Here is a 17,013-nt window from a genome sequence, read left to right as displayed (position 1 = left end):
CGAACCGACCACAGCCCATGGCCGGTCAGGACTCCGACCTCACCGGCCCGGACCGGCCGGCCCCCCGCAACTCCCCTCTCAGGCCGCCGCGTTCTCCGTGATGGTGACCTTGCCCGTGCGGATGGTCGCCAGCCGTGGCGCCCGCCGCGCGATGGCGCTGTCGTGCGTGACCATGATGAAGGTCAGTCCGTGCTCCTTCCACATGGTCTCCAGCACCTCCATGACCTCGTCGCGCATCGACTCGTCGAGGTTGCCGGTGGGTTCGTCGGCGAGCAGCACCTTCGGCCTCTTCACCAGCGCTCGGGCGATCGCCACCCGCTGCTGCTGGCCGCCGGACATCTCACCGGGCAGATGTCCGAGCCGTTCACCGAGTCCGACCGAGTCCAGTGCCTCGGCGGCCCGCCTGCGCCGCTCGGACGCCTTGCCGCCCAGCGGTACGAGCGCGGTCTCGACGTTCTCCTGGGCGGTGAGCGTCGGGATGAGGTTGAAGCTCTGGAAGACGAAGCCGATGTTCTGCGCGCGCACCCCGGTGAGCTTGGCCTCGCCGAGCTTGGCGAGGTCCACACCGTCGAGTTCGACGCTGCCGCTCGTGGGGCGGTCGAGACCGCCGAGCATCTGCAGCAGCGTGGATTTGCCGCCGCCGGTGGGGCCCTGGATGACCAGCCGTCCGCCGTCCTCGATGGTCAGGTCCACACCGGCGAGCGCGTGGACGGTGGTCTTGCCGCGCGTGTAGCGCTTGGTGACGTCTCTGAGCGTGTACATGGGTCAACTCCTGCTGGAAAAGGGGGGTGGGGCGCCGGGCGGGCTATTCGACGCGGCGCAGGGCGTCGGCGGGGCGCAGCCGGGAGGCCCGCCAGCCGCCGAACGCACCAGCGATCAGCCCGCCCGCCACGGCCAGTGCGACGGCGATCAGGATGATGGAGAGCGAGACGGGCGCGGTCAGCGCGACGTCGAGCGTCTTGGCCGCGCCGCGGCCGCCCGGACCGCCCATGAACCGGCCGCCCATGCCGCCCGTTCCGCCGCCGGAGGAGCCGAGCTGTGCGGTGAGGGTGGGGCTGATGGCGGTCACGACGTACGCGCCGGCGAGCCCGACGGCGATGCCGAGCACCCCGCCCAGCAGTCCGTTGACGAGGGCCTCGCCGACGACCTGGCGGGTGACCCGGCCGCTCTTCCAGCCGAGCGCCTTCAGGGTGCCGAACTCCCGTACCCGGCGGCTGACCGCCGAGGAGGTGAGCAGTCCGGACACCAGGAAGGCGGCGGCCAGAACCGCGATCGACAGCCACTTGCCGACGCCGGCGGCCAGGTCGGACGCGGTGGAGAGGGAGCCGGAGACGGTGTCGGCGAGATCGGCGGAGGTGGTGACGGTCGTGTCCGGGACGTTCTTCTGGATGGTGGACTTGACCTGGTCGATCTGCTGCGAGTCCGTGGCCTTCACATAGACCGTGGTGACCTTGTTCTTCGAGTCGGCGAGGGTCTGCGCCTGCTTCAGCGGGATGTAGAGGTTGGCGGCCGCGTCACCGCTGTCGGCGGTCGAGACCCCGACGATCGTGAACTCGGTCCCGTGGACGGTCACGGTCTTGCCGACGTCGAGCTTCTTCTCCTTGGCGTACGCGGAGTCGACGACGGCGACCTTCGCGTCGGTCTCGGACGTCTTGAACGTACGGCCCTTGGTGATCTTCGAGGAGGTCAGCGGGCCGAGTGCCTGCTTCGTGACGTCGGTGCCGTACACGGAGTAGGAGTTGACGTCGAAGGAGGCACCACCGCCCCTGACCTCGCCCCGCGGCTGCGTGCTGCCGCCCTGCCCACCGGGACCGCCCCGGTCGTCCTGGCCTCCCGTGCCGCCCTGCTGCTTGAACTCGCCGCGCCTGAACTGGCCGTCGATCTTCATGACGTTCAGGCTGAGTCCGCCGACGGCGTCCGCGACACCGTTCTGTCCGCCGATCGCGTCGACGGTGGAGGCGGCCAGCGTCTGGAAACCCTGTACCAGGACCCGGTCGCTGCTCTGTGTCGAGTCGTCGTCGTTGCCCTTGGCGTCGAACTCGAACTTCGGACGTCCGCTGCTCGAACCGGGAGCGACGGCGGCCTTGGTGACCGTCATGTCCGTACCGAGGCCGTACAGCGATTGCAGGACCTTGTCCTGGGCCTTGCTCATGCCGGAGGAGACCGAGCTGACGACGATGACCAGCGCGATGCCCAGGGCGAGTCCCGAGGCGACGACCAGCGCCGCCTTTCTGCGGCGGCGCAGTTCGCGCCGGAGGTAGGTGAAGAACATGGCGCGAAGCTACGAGCCGGTGGTGATGGTGGGTTAAGGCCACGATGAGAGCCGGATGAGAACACCTGCATACGCCGAAGGCGGCGGCGCCGCGGATCCGAGGGGATCCGGGTGCCGCCGCCTCCGTACGGGATTCGGGACTGCGGGTGGGGTGGTGCGTGCGGGTCAGGCCTGGGAGCCCGCCGTCCACTCCGCCCAGCTCATGTTCCAGCCGTTGAGACCGTTGTCCGGGGTGATGTTCCGGTCCGGGGAGTTCTTGACGATGACCACGTCGCCGACGAGGGAGTTGTCGTAGAACCACGCGGCGGGCTGGCTTGCGTCGCTCGCGCCCTTCACGTCGGCGAGACCGACACAGCCGTGGCTGGTGTTGGCGCTGCCGAAGATCGACCGCGCGCCCCAGTAGTTGCCGTGGATGAAGGTGCCCGAGGTGGAGAGCCGCATGGCGTGCGGCACGTCCTTGATGTCGTACTCGCCCTTGCCGTCGCCGTCGGTGAAGCCGACCGTCGCGCCGTTCATCCGGGTCTCCTTGAACTTCTCGGAGATCACCATCTGCCCGTTGTACGTGGGGTTGGCGGAGGAGCCGGAGGAGATCGGGATGGTCTTGATCGTCTTGCCGTCGCGGGTGACGGTCATCATCTTCGTGTTGGCGTCGACCGTCGAGACCTGGTTGCGGCCGACCTTGAAGGTGACGGTCTTCTGCTGCACACCGAAGACGCCCTTCGAGCCCTCGACACCGTCCAGCGCCAGCTTCAGCGTGACGGTGGAGCCGCCCTGCCAGTAGTTCTCCGGACGCAGGTCGAGGCGCTGTGCGTTGAACCAGTGTCCGACGACCTGCTGGCCGCTGCTGGACGTCACGGTGATCCCGGCCTGGACGGCCTTCTTGTCCGTGATCGGCTTGTTGAAGTTGATCGAGACCGGCATGCCGACGCCGACCGTGGAGCCGTCCTCGGGGGTGAAGTTGCCTATGAAGCTGTTGGCGGGCGACACGGTGGTGAACGAGGAGTTCTCGTGCGCCTCGCGGCCCTTGGAGTCCTTGGCCGTCGCGCTGATCTTGTACGTGGTCGAGCGCTCCAGCTGGACGTCCGGCTTCCAGCTCCTGCCGTCGGCGGCGAGCGTGCCCTTGACGGCCGCACCGTCCGACGTGGTCATGGCGACCTGGGACAGCGTGCCCTTGGCGACGGTGACCTTCGCGTCGTTGTTGATGCTCGCGTTGGTCGCGCCGTTCTTCGGCGAGATGGCTATCTGCGCCTCGGACGCGTCCTGGGCGGCCGCCTTGTCGACCTCGGCCGCCTGCGAGTTCTTCGAGCCCTCGGAGCTGCCGCTCGCGTCACCGTCGTTGCAGGCCGTGAGCACCAGAACGCCGCCGAGCAGTGCGGACGCGGCCATCAGGCCCCTGCGCCGCTTGCTTCCCGTCATCACACGCTTCTCCATCGTTGCCGAATCCCCCAAAACCCCGAGCGGAGCCGCCGTCGCCCGGCGAAACCCGTCAATGTTCCTAGAACCCATGGAAAGGGTCCTTCGTTCCACATCCAAGAGAGATGTGGGGAACAACACTCACCGACGCGTCCGTGGCGGCGGTGGTTCCCGCTTCCGATCACATATGTGCGAGACCGGTGCGCACGACGGCCCCGGCCCACGGAAAGCGGGCCGGGGCCGGTGCTTCACACCTGCCGGACCCGTTGCTCCGTGCCGCCGCTCACACCGTTGTGTCCGCCGTCGTCCTCACCCATTGTGCGGGACGCCGTCGTCCGCCTCGTCGACGTCGTCGGTCTCGTCGTCCTCTTCGCCGCCGTCCTCGTCCTCGTCGAGGTCCCAGCCGTCCGGGTCGTCCGGGTCGTAGTCGACGGATTCGCTGCTCCAGGACGCCTGGGCGAGTTCGACCCCCGGCACCTCGCTGACCAGGTCGAACGGATCGACGAGGGAGGCCAGTGCCTCCGCGCCGTCCTCCCGTACGGCCTCCTCGGCCCGTACGCGCTCCTCGGCGGCCTCGCCGCCGGGCTCCCCGTACTCGGCGGCGATGGACTCCAGTGCGGTGCCGCTGAGGGCGTCGGGGTCCGTGATCTCCAACACCATTTCGACGCGAAGCCGAACAAATTGTGATGTCCCAGAAGTGCTCATGTGCCGGAGCGTAAGCTCCCCGCCCCCGCGACTTTCCCACGACCCGCTGCTTTCACTAGCATCGGTGTACAGGCCTAACTCACGGCTGTGACAAGGGGGATCGATTCCGTGGCCGCTGCTCGCCGCCCGCTCCTGACCGCCACCGCCGCGGGCACGTTGCTGGCCGCCCTGTGGTTCGTCCCGTCCGCCAACGCGACGGACGAATCGGCCGGCGCTCCGGACGCCCGGAGCCGACAGGCGACCGCCGCCGAGGACACCGCGACGGGCCCGAGGCTCGCCGACACCGGCGCCGGGGTCGACACCAGCCCGTATCTGATCGGCGGCACGGCGTTCCTGGGCATCGGCGCGGCATTCGTCACCTACTCGGTCCGCCGCGCCGACGCCCTCTCCGCCTGAACAGGCCAGGATCTTCAGCGTTCTTCCAGGCCGGTGCGGTGCTCCTCTAGGCCAGCGGTCCGGTCACCGGCTCGACCGCCGCGACCAGCCTTCCGGCACGGACGAACGCGTCCGCCGCGGCCAGGTCCGGCGACAGGAAGCGGTCCGGCCCCGGCCCCTGGACACCCGCCGCGCGCAACGCCTCGATGGCCGCCTGCGAGGCCGGGGCGGGCGTGAGGCCCTGCGCGGCGCGCAGTTCGATGGCACGGGTCGCCGCGTACAGCTCCACGGCGACGATCCGGGCGAGGTCGTCGACGGCGGTACGGAGCTTGCGCGCCGCCGACCAGCCCATGGAGACGTGGTCCTCCTGCATCGCGGAGGACGGGATCGAGTCGGCCGAGGCGGGGACGGCGAGCCGCTTCATCTCGCTGACCAGGGCGGCCTGGGTGTACTGGGCGATCATCAGGCCCGAGTCCACCCCGGCGTCGTCGGCGAGGAACGGCGGCAGCCCGTGCGAACGGTTCTTGTCCAGCAGCCGGTCGGTGCGGCGCTCGGTGATCGAACCGAGGTCGGCCGCGACGATCGCCAGGAAGTCGAGGACGTACGCGACGGGGGCGCCATGGAAGTTGCCGTTGGACTCGACCCGGCCGTCGGGGAGCACGACGGGGTTGTCGACGGCGGAGGCCAGTTCACGGTCGGCGACGATCCCGGCGTAGTCGAGGGTGTCGCGTCCGGCGCCGTTGACCTGGGGGGCGCAGCGCACGGAGTAGGCGTCCTGGACGCGGGGCGCGTCGTCCTGATGGTGGCCCGTGAGGCCGGAACCGGCGAGCACCCGCAGCATGTTGTCGGCGCTGGCGCCCTGGCCCGGGTGCGGGCGGATGGCGTGCAGTTCGGGGGCGAGGACCTTGTCCGTGCCGAGCAGCGCCTCCAGGGAGAGGGCGGCGGTGATGTCGGCCGAGGTGTAGAGGTTCTTCAGGTCGGCGAGGGCCATGACGAGCATGCCCAGCATGCCGTCGGTGCCGTTGAGGAGGGCGAGGCCCTCCTTCTCGCGCAGCTCGACCGGGGTGATGCCGTGGGCGGCGAGCAGCTCGCCGGCGGGGCGCACGGTGCCGTCGGGACCCTCCGCGTCGCCCTCGCCCATCAGCGTCAGCGCGCAGTGGGAGAGCGGGGCCAGGTCGCCGGAGCAGCCGAGCGAGCCGTACTCGTGGACGACGGGGGTGATGCCCGCGTTGAGGACATCGGCCATGGTCTGCGCGACCTCGGGGCGCACGCCGGTGTGCCCGGAGGCGACCGTCTTCAGCCGCAGGAACATCAGAGCGCGGACGACCTCGCGCTCGACCCGCGGGCCCATGCCGGCGGCGTGCGAGCGGACGATGTTGCGCTGGAGCTGTGCGCGGAGCTCATGGCTGATGTGCCGGCTGGCCAGCGCCCCGAAGCCGGTGGAGACGCCGTAGACCGGCTCCGGCTTGGCGGCGAGCGCGTCCACGATCTCGCGGGCTGCGGCGAGCGCGCCCACGGCGTCCGCGGAGAGCTCGACGCGGGCGTTGCCGCGGGCCACGGCGATGACGTCCTCGGCGGTGGTACCGGACGTCCCCACCACGACTGTATGCATATCCATATTCAGAAGCGTACGGATTGAATCCCTTCATGTCACTAGTGGTCGCACGGTTGACCCCTTACCCGTCCGGTCACACGGTCAGGGGCGGCTGCCGCGCAGGTGGCGGCGATCGTGCGGGGACCTGGGCGGCGCGTCGGCCAGCCGGATCACCTCCCCGTCGCGCCCCGCCACCACCGGCTCCGTGGAACGGGCCGCCTTCGCCCGGTACTGGGCCGCGTCCGCCAGCCGGAAGAGCCGTCGCGCCGACACCACGGGGCCGATCGGATCACCGGTCGACGCGATCCCGCACGCCACCCCGTCACCGAGCTCCAACTCGGCCGCCCGTTCACAGAGTTCGGCGGCCACCCGGATCACCTCGTCCACTTCTGGGCCCACCGCGAGCAGACAGAACTCATCGCCGCCGAGCCGGGCCGCGAGCGCACCGGGCAGCATGGCGCCGCAGCGGGACAGCACCGAGCCGAAACGTTCCAGCAGGCGGTCCCCGACGGCATGGCCGTGGGTGTCGTTGACCCGCTTCAGACCATTGAGGTCGCAGACGACCAGACTGACCACCGCCCCGTCCGCGCGGTGCCGCTCCACCGCCTCGTCGAGCCGCACATCGACGGCACGGCGGTTGGCCAGCCCGGTCAGCGGATCGGTGAAGGCGAGCTTGCGGACCTCTTCGAGCCGTTCGGTCTGGGAGATCCCGGCGGCGACGACCGCGGCCAGCACGGTCGCGAAGTCCGCGTCCTCCCGGCCGAACACCGGCTGCCCCACGGGGCGGGCCACATACAGCTCACCCCAGGCCCGCCCGTGCAGCACGATCGGCGCGACCACGCAGCAGCCGCGCCCGCGTCGGCGCAGGGCCGCCACCCGCTGTTGGCAGTATCCGCGCCCGTACCCCCGCACCCCCACGCACGGCGTCCCGCCCACCGCACCGTCGGCGGTCTCGACCCAGGCGTCCGGCTCACCGCCACCGGCCCACCGCTCGTGCAGGAACTCGGTGATCTCCGGGAACCGGTGCACCGGATACGCCTCCTCCTCGGGGAACTCCTCCTCCCCCTCGGCCCGTTCGCCCGCGTTCACCAGAACGCGCAGCCGCCCGCGCCCCCGCTCCCAGACGGAGAGCGCGGCGAAGCTGCCGCCCAACGCCTCGCACGCCCCCAGCGCAGCCGCTCGCCACGACCCCCGCGGGGTGTGTGCCGCCGCCATCGTCTGCGCAAGCGAAACCACGGCCCGCAGGCGCGCATCATCACCACCCATCGCTACAGCTTATGTAGTTTTGTGGTGATTTGATCAGTTTGGGATGCCGAGAGTGTTCACTGCGTGTCCCTTTGAACACTCACGTCATTCGCCGGGCCAGTTCGGCTTCCTCTTCTCGTTGAACGCGGCCACTCCCTCGGCGCGGTCGCCGGAGAAGGCCACCGACCGCCAGGCGGCGTCCTCGACTTCGAGACCGGCGCGCAGATCGAGGCCGTGCCCCAGGCGCAGCGCCCGCTTGGCGGCCCGCAGCCCCACCGGGGAGTTGGCGGCGATCCGCCCCGCGAGCGCCAGCGCGGTCTCCCGGTCCCGCCCCGCTTCCACCAGTTCGTCGACCAGCCCCGTCTCACGCGCCTCGGCCGCCTCCACCCGCCGCGCCGTGAAGACCAGCTCGGCGGCGCGCGCCGCGCCGATCCGCCGCGGCAGCAACTGCGTGCCGCCGCCGCCCGGGATGACACCGACCGACACCTCGGGCAGCCCCACCACGGCCGTGCGGTCGGCGACGATCAGGTCGCAGGACAGGGCCAGCTCGAACCCGCCGCCGAGCGCGAAGCCGTGCACGGCCGCGACGGTCGGCATCGGCAGTTCCAGTACGCCGGTGTACGCGGCGCGGGCCGTCGGGCGCTGACGCAGCAGCTCGGCGTCGGTGAAGGAGTTGCGCTCCTTCAGGTCCGCGCCCACGCAGAAGGCCCGTTCATGGCTGGAGGTGAGGACGGTGACCCGTACGCCCGGGTCGGCGGCGAGCGCGGCGCAGGCCGCGGCGATCGAGCGGGCCATGTCCGTGGACACCGCGTTCATCGCTCCCGGCCGGTCGAGGACCAGCTCGGCGACGTGCTCCTGCCCCTCGTGGACCCGTACGACGACGAATTCCCCGAACCGCTGCTCGGACGTGACGGTCATGACTGGCACCCCTCCGGTTAACGATCGTTACCGGAGGGATCCTATGGGGCTCCCCGGACAGCGGTCCGGGCGCGTTCGGACCCGGGGCCTCTCGTTCGGATCACGCCGGGCTCGCGCGCCCCGGCCCCGCGCCCCGCGCGCCGGTCCGGCCCGATCCGGACGGAGGACCCACGTGTCGACAACGCTCGTGATCAATGCACCTGGTGCCGTGGCCGGAAGGGTCTGCCGGGAAGCTCGCGGCGTCCGGTGCGATGCGTCGCACGGCGGAGGGTCGCCCTCGTGCCGGACGCACTCGTGTGATGCGACAAGGCGAGGTCCCGTGTCGGGCCTCGCGAGCCGGTGAACCCTTCCGGTCACAGCGCTAGGACGTGCCCCGGCGTGCCAGCAGCCAGGGCTCCACCACGCCGAGGCCGCGCACCGGGCGCTGCCACATCGGCTGCAGCCCGTAGCGGTACTTGGGCAGGGACGGCTCCATGCCGTCCCGGCGCTCCTTCTCGGCCGCTGCGGCCTCCTCCGCCGCCTGTGCCTCGGAGGCCGGCGCGTCGCCGGTACGGGTCAGCTCCTCCGCGAACGCCCCGTCCACCAGCACGGCGTCCTTCGGGGCTATCGAGGTCAGCCGGCTCGCGAGGTTCACCGTCGTACCGAAGACATCGCCCATTCGGGTGGTGACCGTGCCGAACGCGATGCCGACCCGCAGCGCCGGCATGGTCTCGTCCTGGGTCATCGCCTCGATCAGGCGCAGCGCGATCTCGGCCGCGGTGCCCGCGTCGTCGGCGGCGAAGAGGACCTCGTCGCCGAGGGTCTTGATGAGCCGGCCGCCGTGGGCGGCGACCAGGTCGGCCGAGGTGGTCTCGAACGCCTCGACCAGCTCGCCGAGCTCCTCCTCCTCCAGCCGCCGGGTCAGCCGGGTGAATCCGACGAGGTCGGCGAAGCCGACGGCCAGGCGCCGGTCGACCATCTCCTCGTCGTCGGCGGCCTGCACGACCCGGCCGGTGGCGGCGGCGAGCTGGCGCCGCCACACGTACACCAGGAACTCCTCCAGCTCCGGCAGGAGCAGCTCGACCAGCGGGTACGTGACCTCGGTGCGGGTCATTCCGGGCTCGGGCGGTTCGGTCAGCCCCTCCAGGAAGGAATCGATCTGCCATTCCGCCAGCCGGGCGGTGGTCTGCCCGGTGGACCGGGCCACCTGGATGGCCATCGGCTCGCTGAGCAGCCCCGCCTCGACCAGTCCCGCGAGCCGGCGCAGCGCCAGCACATCGGCCTCGGTGAGCGCCCTGGCCTGCCCGATGTCGGCGAAGCCCATGGCCCGCCAGAACCGGGAGGCCAGGTCCATCGAGACACCGGCGGTACGGGCCGCCTGGAACGGCGTGTAGCGACGGTCGGCGCCCAGGATCAGCTGTTCCAGCCGGATCGCGAGGGGATCGTCGGTCGGTTCCGCCGTATGGTCGACTTCGTGATGCGGTGTCGGGTGGACCGAGGGTTCCGACGGGGGCTCCGCGCCCGCACCGGAGGTCGTGTCGTCGACGGTCACCAGCCGCCTCCTGCCCGTTCCCTGCGCACTGCCCTGCCGATCTGTCGGTGGATCGCCTCAACGATACGGCAGGTGTGCCGTGGCTCACGTCCCTGAGTCTTCCCGGAATGTTCCTGGGGCCGGGGGGCGCGGGTGGTCACGGGCGGTGGGTGGTTGCCAGGAGGGCATGGTTTTCAAGCCCCGGGTACGTGTTCGGGCGGGCCGTGGGGCTCGGCGGGACAGGCACCACCGGGCTGAGGCAGACGCGACGCGGGCCTCTTCGCGACGGCCCACCCCCGCCTCGACCTCAGACCAGGCCGCCGCCGACGCCCCGCAGGTGCACGATGTCACCCGCCGACACGGGCTCCTGGAGACCGTCGTCGGTGGACAGGATCAGGCGGCCGTCGCCGTCGATCGCCACGGCCTCGCCGGTGAGCGTGCGGTCGCCGGGCAGTTGGGCCCGGACCCTGCGGCCGAGGGTCGCGCAGCCCGCCGCGTACGCCTCCTGCAGTCCGCTCGCCGCCGCGTCGCCCTCCGCCGCGCGCCACTGGCCGTACCAGTGCTCCAGTGAGCGCAGAACGCCCCGCAGCAGCGTCTCCCGGTCGGTGGAGACCGCCCCGGCCAGGGCCAGCGAGCCGGCCGTGGCGGCGGGAAGTTCGTCGGCGCGCAGGGACACGTTGAGGCCGATGCCGACGACGACGCCGTCCCCGGCGCGCTCGGCCAGGATGCCGCCCGCCTTGCGCTCCTCGCCCGGCGGGGTCTGACCCGCACGGAGCCTGTCGGAGCTCCTGGGGACCGTCACGAGAAGATCGTTCGGCCACTTCAGGGCCGTGTCGACGCCCGCCGCGCGGGCCAGGCCCGCAGCCGTCGCGACGCCGGTGAGCAACGGCAGCCAGCCCCACCGCCGGACGGGGACGTCGCCGGGCGTCAGGAAGACGGAGAGGAACAGGCCCGAACGGGCCGGGGCCGTCCAGGTGCGGTCGAGGCGCCCGCGGCCCGCGGTCTGCTCCTCGGCGACCAGCACGGCCCCCTCGACAAGGCCCGACGCCGCGCGTGCGGCGAGGTCGGAGTTGGTGGACCCGGTGGTCTCCACGACGTCGAGCGAGGTCCACAGGCCGCCCGGCCGCAGCAGCCCGCGGCGCAGCGCGGGGACGTTGAGGGGCGGTCGGTCCAGGTCCGACCAGCGGCTGTGAGGCGCATCCGAAGGTGTCATGCAAGCCAGACTAGGTGTGGTAAACGACGCACTGCCGAACCGTATCCGCGCCGATACCCTACGGATCAGTAGGTGTTCAGTACCTGATCAGCAGCACAGTCGTCCCCCGTGACCAGGCAGGGAGCCGCCACCCGATGTCCGAGCCGGAAGAGATCGACATCCACACCACCGCGGGCAAGATCGCGGACCTGCAGCACCGAATCGACGAAGCGACGCACGCGGGCTCCGCGCGCGCGGTCGAGAAGCAGCACGCGAAGGGCAAGCTGACCGCCCGCGAGCGGATCGACCTCCTGCTGGACGAGGGTTCCTTCGTGGAGCTCGACGAGTTCGCCCGGCACCGCTCCACCAACTTCGGCATCGAGAAGAACCGCCCGTACGGGGACGGTGTCGTCACCGGCCACGGCACGGTGGACGGCCGCCCCGTCTGCGTGTACTCGCAGGACTTCACCATCTTCGGCGGCTCACTGGGAGAGGTCTACGGTGAGAAGATCGTCAAGGTGATGGACCTCGCGCTGAAGACCGGCTGCCCGGTCATCGGCATCAACGACGGCGGCGGCGCCCGCATCCAGGAAGGCGTGGCAGCGCTCGGCCTGTTCGCCGAGATCTTCCGCCGCAATGTGCACGCCTCGGGCGTCGTCCCGCAGATCTCGCTGATCGTCGGACCCTGCGCGGGCGGCGCGGTCTACTCCCCCGCGATCACCGACTTCACCGTCATGGTCGACCAGACCTCGCACATGTTCATCACCGGCCCCGACGTCATCAAGACCGTCACCGGCGAGGACGTCGGATTCGAGGAACTCGGCGGCGCCCGCACCCACAACACCACCTCCGGGGTGGCGCATCACATGGCGGGCGACGAGAAGGACGCCATCGAGTACGTCAAGTCGCTGCTGTCGTACCTCCCTTCGAACAACCTCTCCGAAGCGCCGGCCTTCCCGGAGGAGGCGGACCTCGCCACGACCGACGAGGACCGCGAGCTCGACACCCTCATCCCGGACTCCGCGAACCAGCCGTACGACATGCACTCCGCCATCGAGCACGTGCTGGACGACGGCGAGTTCCTGGAGACCCAGGCCCTGTTCGCCCCGAACATCCTCACCGGCTTCGGGCGCGTCGAGGGCTATCCGGTCGGCATCGTCGCCAACCAGCCGATGCAGTTCGCCGGCTGCCTGGACATCAACGCGAGCGAGAAGGCGGCGCGGTTCGTCCGCACCTGCGACGCCTTCAACGTGCCCGTCCTGACCTTCGTCGACGTCCCCGGCTTCCTGCCCGGCGTCGACCAGGAGTACGGCGGCATCATCCGCCGCGGCGCCAAGCTGATCTACGCGTACGCGGAGGCGACCGTCCCGCTGATCACGGTGATCACCCGCAAGGCGTTCGGCGGCGCGTACGACGTCATGGGCTCCAAGCACCTGGGCGCCGACATCAACCTCGCCTGGCCGACCGCGCAGATCGCCGTGATGGGCGCGCAGGGCGCGGTGAACATCCTGCACCGCCGCACCATCGCCGCCGTCACGGACCCCGACGAGGCGGACGCCACCCGTGCCAAGCTGATCGCCGACTACGAGGACACGCTGCTCAACCCGTACGTGGCGGCCGAACGCGGCTACGTCGACGCGGTGATCATGCCGTCCACCACCCGCGCCCACATCGTCAAGGCGCTGCGCCAGCTGCGCACCAAGCGGGAGTCGCTGCCCCCGAAGAAGCACGGCAACATCCCCCTCTAGAAAGGGTCCTGACCATGATCAAGGTCGTACGGGGCAACCCGACCCCGGAGGAGCTGGCTGCCGCGCTGGCGGTGGTCCGGGCACGCGCCGCGGCACCGCTGTCCGAGGTGCCGCCCGGCGCTCCGGCGCCGTCCGGTCAGTGGTCCGACCCGGGGCGCATCGCCCGGCGCGAACGCCATCTGCCGGGGCCGCGGGCCTGGGCGCGGACGTACTGGCCCGGGTAGTCGCGGGACGACGGCCCGGTCCCCGCTCCCCCGCACACCGGGCCGTCACCCGTCCGCCCGTGTTCTCCGAGGTCCGGGCCCTTTCGGGTCCGGACCTCGGTGCGTACGGCGCGATCTGGCCCGTACGCACCAGGGCGCCTGAGTACCCGTACTCAGGCGCGCCGTCCGGCCCCGCAGCAGGATCGGTCCCATGCTGTGGTCCGACCCGGAGAACAAGCCGCCGAAGGAACTGCGCGACGCCCAGGACATGATGCGGCGCGCGGGGCTGGTGCTCGCGCTCGCGATGGTGGTCGCGATGTTCGTGCTCGGGACACGGTGAGGGGCTTCTACGATGGCGCGTATGACTGATCAGCGCCGTCTCGTGCTCGCCTCCGCCTCCCCCGCCCGTCTCGGCCTTCTGCGGCAGGCCGGATTCGCACCCGAGGTGATCGTCAGCGGGGTGGACGAGGACGCGCTGAGCGCCCCGACACCGGCCGAGCTGGCGCTCGTGCTCGCCGAGGCCAAGGCCGCCGCGGTGGCCGGCCGGCCCGAGGCGGCGGGCGCCCTGGTCATCGGGTGCGACTCGGTCCTCGAACTCGACGGCGAGGCGCTCGGCAAGCCGGCCGACGGCGAGGAGGCCATCGCCCGCTGGAAGTCCATGCGCGGCCGGGCCGGAGTGCTGCAAACCGGCCACAGCGTGATCGACACCGCGACCGGACGCACGGCCTCGGCGACCGCGTCCACGACCGTCCGCTTCGGCGAACCGACGGACGCCGAGATCGCCGCCTACGTGGCCACGGGCGAGCCGCTCCACGTCGCGGGCGCCTTCACGCTGGACGGCCGCTCGGCACCGTTCGTCGACTCCATCGAGGGCGACCACGGCAATGTCATCGGACTCTCGCTGCCACTGCTGCGCCGGCTGCTGGGCGAGCTGGGGATCTCCGTCACCGAGCTGTGGGTCCGCGGCTGAGAGTCTGCCGGGGTCACCCGACAGGCTCTGAGCCGGAGCGGCCACTTCGCCGAGCCGTCCGGTCCGGCCGTTCGGGTGGGACCGACCGAGCCGGACCCCCGGGACCGAGCCGTCCGGTTCGGCCATTCGGGTCAGACGGGAGCCGGAGCGTTCGGCTCGGCGTCCTCGGCGGTCCGGCCGCTCCCGGGCTCGGGGCCGTACGCCACCAGCGCCAGCACGATCAGCCCGAGCACCACCATCAGGGACGCGAACGCGGCCCAGCCGACCAGCCCCACCGTCAGCGCGCCCAGCACCCCGTGCACCACCGCGCAGGTGATGAGGGCGATGCGGCCGATGCGGCCGGGAGCCCGGTCGCGGATGCCGGTCAGCAGGAGGACCAGCCCGCACAGCAGCAGGTACAGCCCGAAGACGCCGCCCATCGCCCAGGTGCCGTTGACCATGGCGGAGGGTTCCAGCCCGGCCAGCGACATGTCCTGGTTCCTGACGACCGTCGCCAGGATGCCGTTGACGACCACGATGCCCACGGCCTCCGCGAACAGCACGATCGCCGCCACGAACGCCACCGGTCTGCGCACCACGGCGCTCACCCCCTGTTACCTGCAGTACGTGCGATAGCGCGGACCTTACTAACGGGTAACGCCCGGGACAAGGGTCCGGGCATCCTTCGCTTCCGCCCTGCACTCCTGACGCGCACGCGTGCGCTTCCCCTGCGCCCCCTCGTCGTGACCGCCGCGCGACGGGCAAAGAATCGTTCGCCCATTAGTGGGGACTCGACAAAGAAACGCCGGACGGGGCTGCTTGCATGAACAGAGACCTGGACCACACCTCGTGGCTACTGTGCGGTCATGAATCCGGGCGTACCGTGGTGCCACAAGGGATTTCGCGACTTGAGCAAGCCTCGAATCACACTCCGTGTGGGCAAGCTCACCAATGGGGACGGGTCGTAGGGCCGTGTCGGTAGTCCCTAAACTCAGCTTGTTTCAAGGAGGGAGCCATCGTGCGCAAGGTGCTCATCGCCAACCGTGGCGAAATTGCTGTCCGTGTTGCTCGGGCATGCCGGGATGCCGGGATCGGGAGCGTGGCCGTCTACGCCGACCCGGACCGCGACGCTCTGCATGTACGCGCGGCCGACGAGGCATTCGCCCTGGGCGGTGACACCCCGGCCGCCAGCTATCTGGACATCGCCAAGGTGCTCCAGGCTGCCAAGGACTCCGGGGCGGACGCGATCCACCCGGGCTACGGCTTCCTGTCGGAGAACGCCGAGTTCGCCCAGGCCGTGCTGGACGCGGGGCTGACCTGGATCGGCCCGCCGCCGCAGGCGATCCGGGACCTCGGCGACAAGGTCGCCGCCCGGCACATCGCCCAGCGTGCCGGTGCCCCGCTGGTGGCCGGCACCCCCGACCCGGTCTCGGGCTCCGCCGAGGTCGTGGCCTTCGCGAAGGAGCACGGGCTGCCGATCGCGATCAAGGCCGCCTTCGGTGGTGGCGGTCGCGGTCTGAAGGTGGCGCGCACGCTGGAGGAGATCCCGGAGCTGTACGACTCCGCGGTCCGTGAGGCCGTGGCGGCGTTCGGCCGTGGCGAGTGCTTCGTGGAGCGCTACCTCGACAAGCCGCGCCACGTCGAGACGCAGTGCCTGGCCGACACCCACGGCAACGTCGTCGTCGTCTCCACCCGTGACTGCTCGCTCCAGCGCCGCCACCAGAAGCTGGTCGAGGAGGCCCCCGCGCCGTTCCTCTCGAAGGCACAGAACGCGGAGCTGTACGCGGCGTCGAAGGCCATCCTCAAGGAGGCCGGATACGTCGGTGCGGGCACCGTGGAGTTCCTCGTCGGCACGGACGGCACCATCTCGTTCCTGGAGGTCAACACCCGGCTCCAGGTAGAGCACCCGGTCACCGAGGAGGTCACCGGCCTCGACCTCGTCCGCGAGATGTTCCGCATCGCCGACGGCGAGGAGCTCGGCTACGACGACCCGGCCGTGCGCGGGCACTCCTTCGAGTTCCGGATCAACGGCGAGGACCCGGGCCGCGGCTTCCTGCCCGCCCCGGGCACCGTCACCGTCTTCTCCCCGCCGACCGGCCCCGGTGTCCGCCTCGACGCGGGCGTGGAGTCCGGTTCCGTCATCGGGCCCGCCTGGGACTCGCTCCTGGCGAAGCTCGTCGTGACCGGCGCGACCCGTGAGCAGGCGCTGCAGCGGGCGGCGCGTGCGCTGGCCGAGTTCAATGTCGAGGGCATGGCCACCGCCATTCCGTTCCACCGCGCCGTCGTGGCCGACCCGGCGTTCACCAGTGACCCGTTCCGGGTCCACACCCGGTGGATCGAGACCGAGTTCGTCAACGACATCAAGCCCTTCACCGCCGCCGCCGATGGGGAGGCGGAGGAGGAGGCCGGCCGCGAGACCGTCGTCGTCGAGGTCGGCGGCAAGCGTCTTGAGGTCTCGCTGCCCTCGTCGCTGGGGATGAGCCTGGCCCGTACCGGACTCGCGGCGGGCGCCAAGCCCAAGCGCCGGGCGGCGAAGAAGTCCGGCTCCGCGGTCTCCGGCGACACACTGGCGTCCCCGATGCAGGGCACCATCGTCAAGGTCGCCGTCGAGGAGGGCCAGGTGGTCCAGGAGGGCGATCTGGTCGTCGTCCTGGAGGCCATGAAGATGGAGCAGCCGCTCAACGCGCACCGCGCCGGCACCATCAAGGGACTCGTCGCCGAGGTCGGCAGCTCGATCTCGTCCGGCGCCGTGATCTGCGAGATCAAGGACTGAGCGACGGGGTCGGCCCGTCGTCGCACCGGGGCCCCTGCACAGTCGTTCGACTGTGCAGGGGCCCCGGCCGTTCGGCATCGACGTCGTGTCACTCCTCGGCGGAGAACGCGGCGGAG

At 71.1% G+C, this 17,013-nt stretch carries 16 protein-coding genes; 6 read left to right on the top strand and 10 right to left on the bottom strand.

The annotated features are described in order from the left end of the window. Nucleotides 1-78 precede the first annotated feature (78 nt). The 4 genes from ACIOHC_RS23775 to ACIOHC_RS23760 form a co-directional block, all read right to left on the bottom strand. Complete coding sequence (locus ACIOHC_RS23775; RefSeq protein WP_351082158.1) at nucleotides 79-762, bottom strand: ABC transporter ATP-binding protein; 684 nt, start codon at nucleotides 760-762, stop codon at nucleotides 79-81. A 43-nt stretch (nucleotides 763-805) separates the two neighbouring features. Then, the gene (locus ACIOHC_RS23770) at nucleotides 806-2,272 is read right to left on the bottom strand and encodes an ABC transporter permease (protein ID WP_401843850.1); all 1,467 of its coding nucleotides are present in this window, start codon (nucleotides 2,270-2,272) and stop codon (nucleotides 806-808) included. Between the two features lie 165 nt (nucleotides 2,273-2,437). Next, the gene (locus tag ACIOHC_RS23765) at nucleotides 2,438-3,703 is read right to left on the bottom strand and encodes an Ig-like domain-containing protein (protein ID WP_351082153.1); all 1,266 of its coding nucleotides are present in this window, start codon (nucleotides 3,701-3,703) and stop codon (nucleotides 2,438-2,440) included. 291 nt (nucleotides 3,704-3,994) lie between these two features. Continuing rightward, nucleotides 3,995-4,390 carry a hypothetical protein gene (locus tag ACIOHC_RS23760; protein WP_351082151.1) on the bottom strand — a complete coding sequence of 132 codons (396 nt, stop codon included), beginning with the start codon at nucleotides 4,388-4,390 and terminating at the stop codon, nucleotides 3,995-3,997. Between the two features lie 108 nt (nucleotides 4,391-4,498). Here ACIOHC_RS23760 and ACIOHC_RS23755 point away from each other — a divergent pair, with 108 nt between their 5' ends. Beyond that, the gene (locus ACIOHC_RS23755) at nucleotides 4,499-4,786 is read left to right on the top strand and encodes a hypothetical protein (protein WP_351082149.1); all 288 of its coding nucleotides are present in this window, start codon (nucleotides 4,499-4,501) and stop codon (nucleotides 4,784-4,786) included. Between the two features lie 46 nt (nucleotides 4,787-4,832). Here the strand turns inward: ACIOHC_RS23755 and hutH are convergent, their stop codons facing one another. From hutH to ACIOHC_RS23730, 5 genes are all read right to left on the bottom strand, one after another. Further along, on the bottom strand, nucleotides 4,833-6,383 hold the full coding sequence (gene hutH / locus ACIOHC_RS23750; RefSeq protein ID WP_351082148.1) for a histidine ammonia-lyase: 1,551 nt from the start codon (nucleotides 6,381-6,383) through the stop codon (nucleotides 4,833-4,835). A gap of 78 nt (nucleotides 6,384-6,461) precedes the next feature. Beyond that, nucleotides 6,462-7,625: a GGDEF domain-containing protein gene (locus ACIOHC_RS23745; protein WP_365689410.1), complete on the bottom strand. Its 1,164-nt coding sequence runs from the start codon at nucleotides 7,623-7,625 to the stop codon at nucleotides 6,462-6,464. 84 nt (nucleotides 7,626-7,709) lie between these two features. Continuing rightward, nucleotides 7,710-8,522: an enoyl-CoA hydratase-related protein gene (locus ACIOHC_RS23740; protein WP_365689411.1), complete on the bottom strand. Its 813-nt coding sequence runs from the start codon at nucleotides 8,520-8,522 to the stop codon at nucleotides 7,710-7,712. 361 nt (nucleotides 8,523-8,883) lie between these two features. Then, nucleotides 8,884-10,053, bottom strand: coding sequence for an adenylate/guanylate cyclase domain-containing protein (locus ACIOHC_RS23735; RefSeq protein ID WP_351082142.1), 1,170 nt, complete (start codon nucleotides 10,051-10,053; stop codon nucleotides 8,884-8,886). Between the two features lie 286 nt (nucleotides 10,054-10,339). After that, complete coding sequence (locus tag ACIOHC_RS23730; protein WP_351082140.1) at nucleotides 10,340-11,245, bottom strand: biotin--[acetyl-CoA-carboxylase] ligase; 906 nt, start codon at nucleotides 11,243-11,245, stop codon at nucleotides 10,340-10,342. Nucleotides 11,246-11,379: 134 nt separating this feature from the next. Here ACIOHC_RS23730 and ACIOHC_RS23725 point away from each other — a divergent pair, with 134 nt between their 5' ends. The 4 genes from ACIOHC_RS23725 to ACIOHC_RS23710 all read left to right on the top strand — a co-directional run bounded on the left by ACIOHC_RS23725 (nucleotide 11,380) and on the right by ACIOHC_RS23710 (nucleotide 14,145). Next, the gene (locus ACIOHC_RS23725) at nucleotides 11,380-12,972 is read left to right on the top strand and encodes an acyl-CoA carboxylase subunit beta (RefSeq protein WP_351082138.1); all 1,593 of its coding nucleotides are present in this window, start codon (nucleotides 11,380-11,382) and stop codon (nucleotides 12,970-12,972) included. Nucleotides 12,973-12,986: 14 nt separating this feature from the next. Continuing rightward, entirely contained in the window at nucleotides 12,987-13,196 is a 210-nt protein-coding gene (locus tag ACIOHC_RS23720; protein ID WP_351082136.1) for an acyl-CoA carboxylase epsilon subunit, read from the top strand. Between the two features lie 190 nt (nucleotides 13,197-13,386). After that, the gene (gene mmpB, locus ACIOHC_RS23715; RefSeq protein WP_093900106.1) at nucleotides 13,387-13,515 is read left to right on the top strand and encodes a morphogenic membrane protein MmpB; all 129 of its coding nucleotides are present in this window, start codon (nucleotides 13,387-13,389) and stop codon (nucleotides 13,513-13,515) included. Between the two features lie 12 nt (nucleotides 13,516-13,527). Beyond that, nucleotides 13,528-14,145, top strand: a complete 618-nt coding sequence (locus ACIOHC_RS23710; RefSeq protein ID WP_351082134.1) for a nucleoside triphosphate pyrophosphatase — start codon at nucleotides 13,528-13,530, stop codon at nucleotides 14,143-14,145. Between the two features lie 131 nt (nucleotides 14,146-14,276). Here the strand turns inward: ACIOHC_RS23710 and ACIOHC_RS23705 are convergent, their stop codons facing one another. After that, complete coding sequence (locus ACIOHC_RS23705) at nucleotides 14,277-14,732, bottom strand: hypothetical protein (protein ID WP_351082132.1); 456 nt, start codon at nucleotides 14,730-14,732, stop codon at nucleotides 14,277-14,279. A 410-nt stretch (nucleotides 14,733-15,142) separates the two neighbouring features. Between ACIOHC_RS23705 and ACIOHC_RS23700 the strand changes: the two genes are divergently transcribed. Next, nucleotides 15,143-16,897: a biotin carboxylase N-terminal domain-containing protein gene (locus tag ACIOHC_RS23700; RefSeq protein ID WP_351082130.1), complete on the top strand. Its 1,755-nt coding sequence runs from the start codon at nucleotides 15,143-15,145 to the stop codon at nucleotides 16,895-16,897. The last annotated feature ends 116 nt before the right edge of the window (nucleotides 16,898-17,013 follow it).

Source organism: Streptomyces sp. NPDC088252, assembly GCF_044740965.1.
In the GTDB taxonomy this organism is placed as follows: domain Bacteria; phylum Actinomycetota; class Actinomycetes; order Streptomycetales; family Streptomycetaceae; genus Streptomyces.
The sequence above is the reverse complement of the archived record's forward strand: the minus strand, read 5'-3'. Positions and strand labels throughout refer to the sequence as shown.

Excerpts from the sequence above, each read along its gene's own strand:
- ACIOHC_RS23775 (WP_351082158.1), bottom strand. The coding sequence starts at position 762 with ATGTACACGCTCAGAGACGTCACCAAGCGCTACACGCGCGGCAAGACC.
- ACIOHC_RS23770 (WP_401843850.1), bottom strand. The coding sequence starts at position 2,272 with ATGTTCTTCACCTACCTCCGGCGCGAACTGCGCCGCCGCAGAAAGGCG.
- ACIOHC_RS23765 (WP_351082153.1), bottom strand. The coding sequence starts at position 3,703 with ATGGAGAAGCGTGTGATGACGGGAAGCAAGCGGCGCAGGGGCCTGATG.
- ACIOHC_RS23760 (WP_351082151.1), bottom strand. The coding sequence starts at position 4,390 with ATGAGCACTTCTGGGACATCACAATTTGTTCGGCTTCGCGTCGAAATG.
- hutH (WP_351082148.1), bottom strand. The coding sequence starts at position 6,383 with ATGGATATGCATACAGTCGTGGTGGGGACGTCCGGTACCACCGCCGAG.
- ACIOHC_RS23745 (WP_365689410.1), bottom strand. The coding sequence starts at position 7,625 with ATGGGTGGTGATGATGCGCGCCTGCGGGCCGTGGTTTCGCTTGCGCAG.
- ACIOHC_RS23740 (WP_365689411.1), bottom strand. The coding sequence starts at position 8,522 with ATGACCGTCACGTCCGAGCAGCGGTTCGGGGAATTCGTCGTCGTACGG.
- ACIOHC_RS23730 (WP_351082140.1), bottom strand. The coding sequence starts at position 11,245 with ATGACACCTTCGGATGCGCCTCACAGCCGCTGGTCGGACCTGGACCGA.
- ACIOHC_RS23725 (WP_351082138.1), top strand. The coding sequence starts at position 11,380 with ATGTCCGAGCCGGAAGAGATCGACATCCACACCACCGCGGGCAAGATC.
- ACIOHC_RS23720 (WP_351082136.1), top strand. The coding sequence starts at position 12,987 with ATGATCAAGGTCGTACGGGGCAACCCGACCCCGGAGGAGCTGGCTGCC.
- mmpB (WP_093900106.1), top strand. The coding sequence starts at position 13,387 with ATGCTGTGGTCCGACCCGGAGAACAAGCCGCCGAAGGAACTGCGCGAC.
- ACIOHC_RS23710 (WP_351082134.1), top strand. The coding sequence starts at position 13,528 with ATGGCGCGTATGACTGATCAGCGCCGTCTCGTGCTCGCCTCCGCCTCC.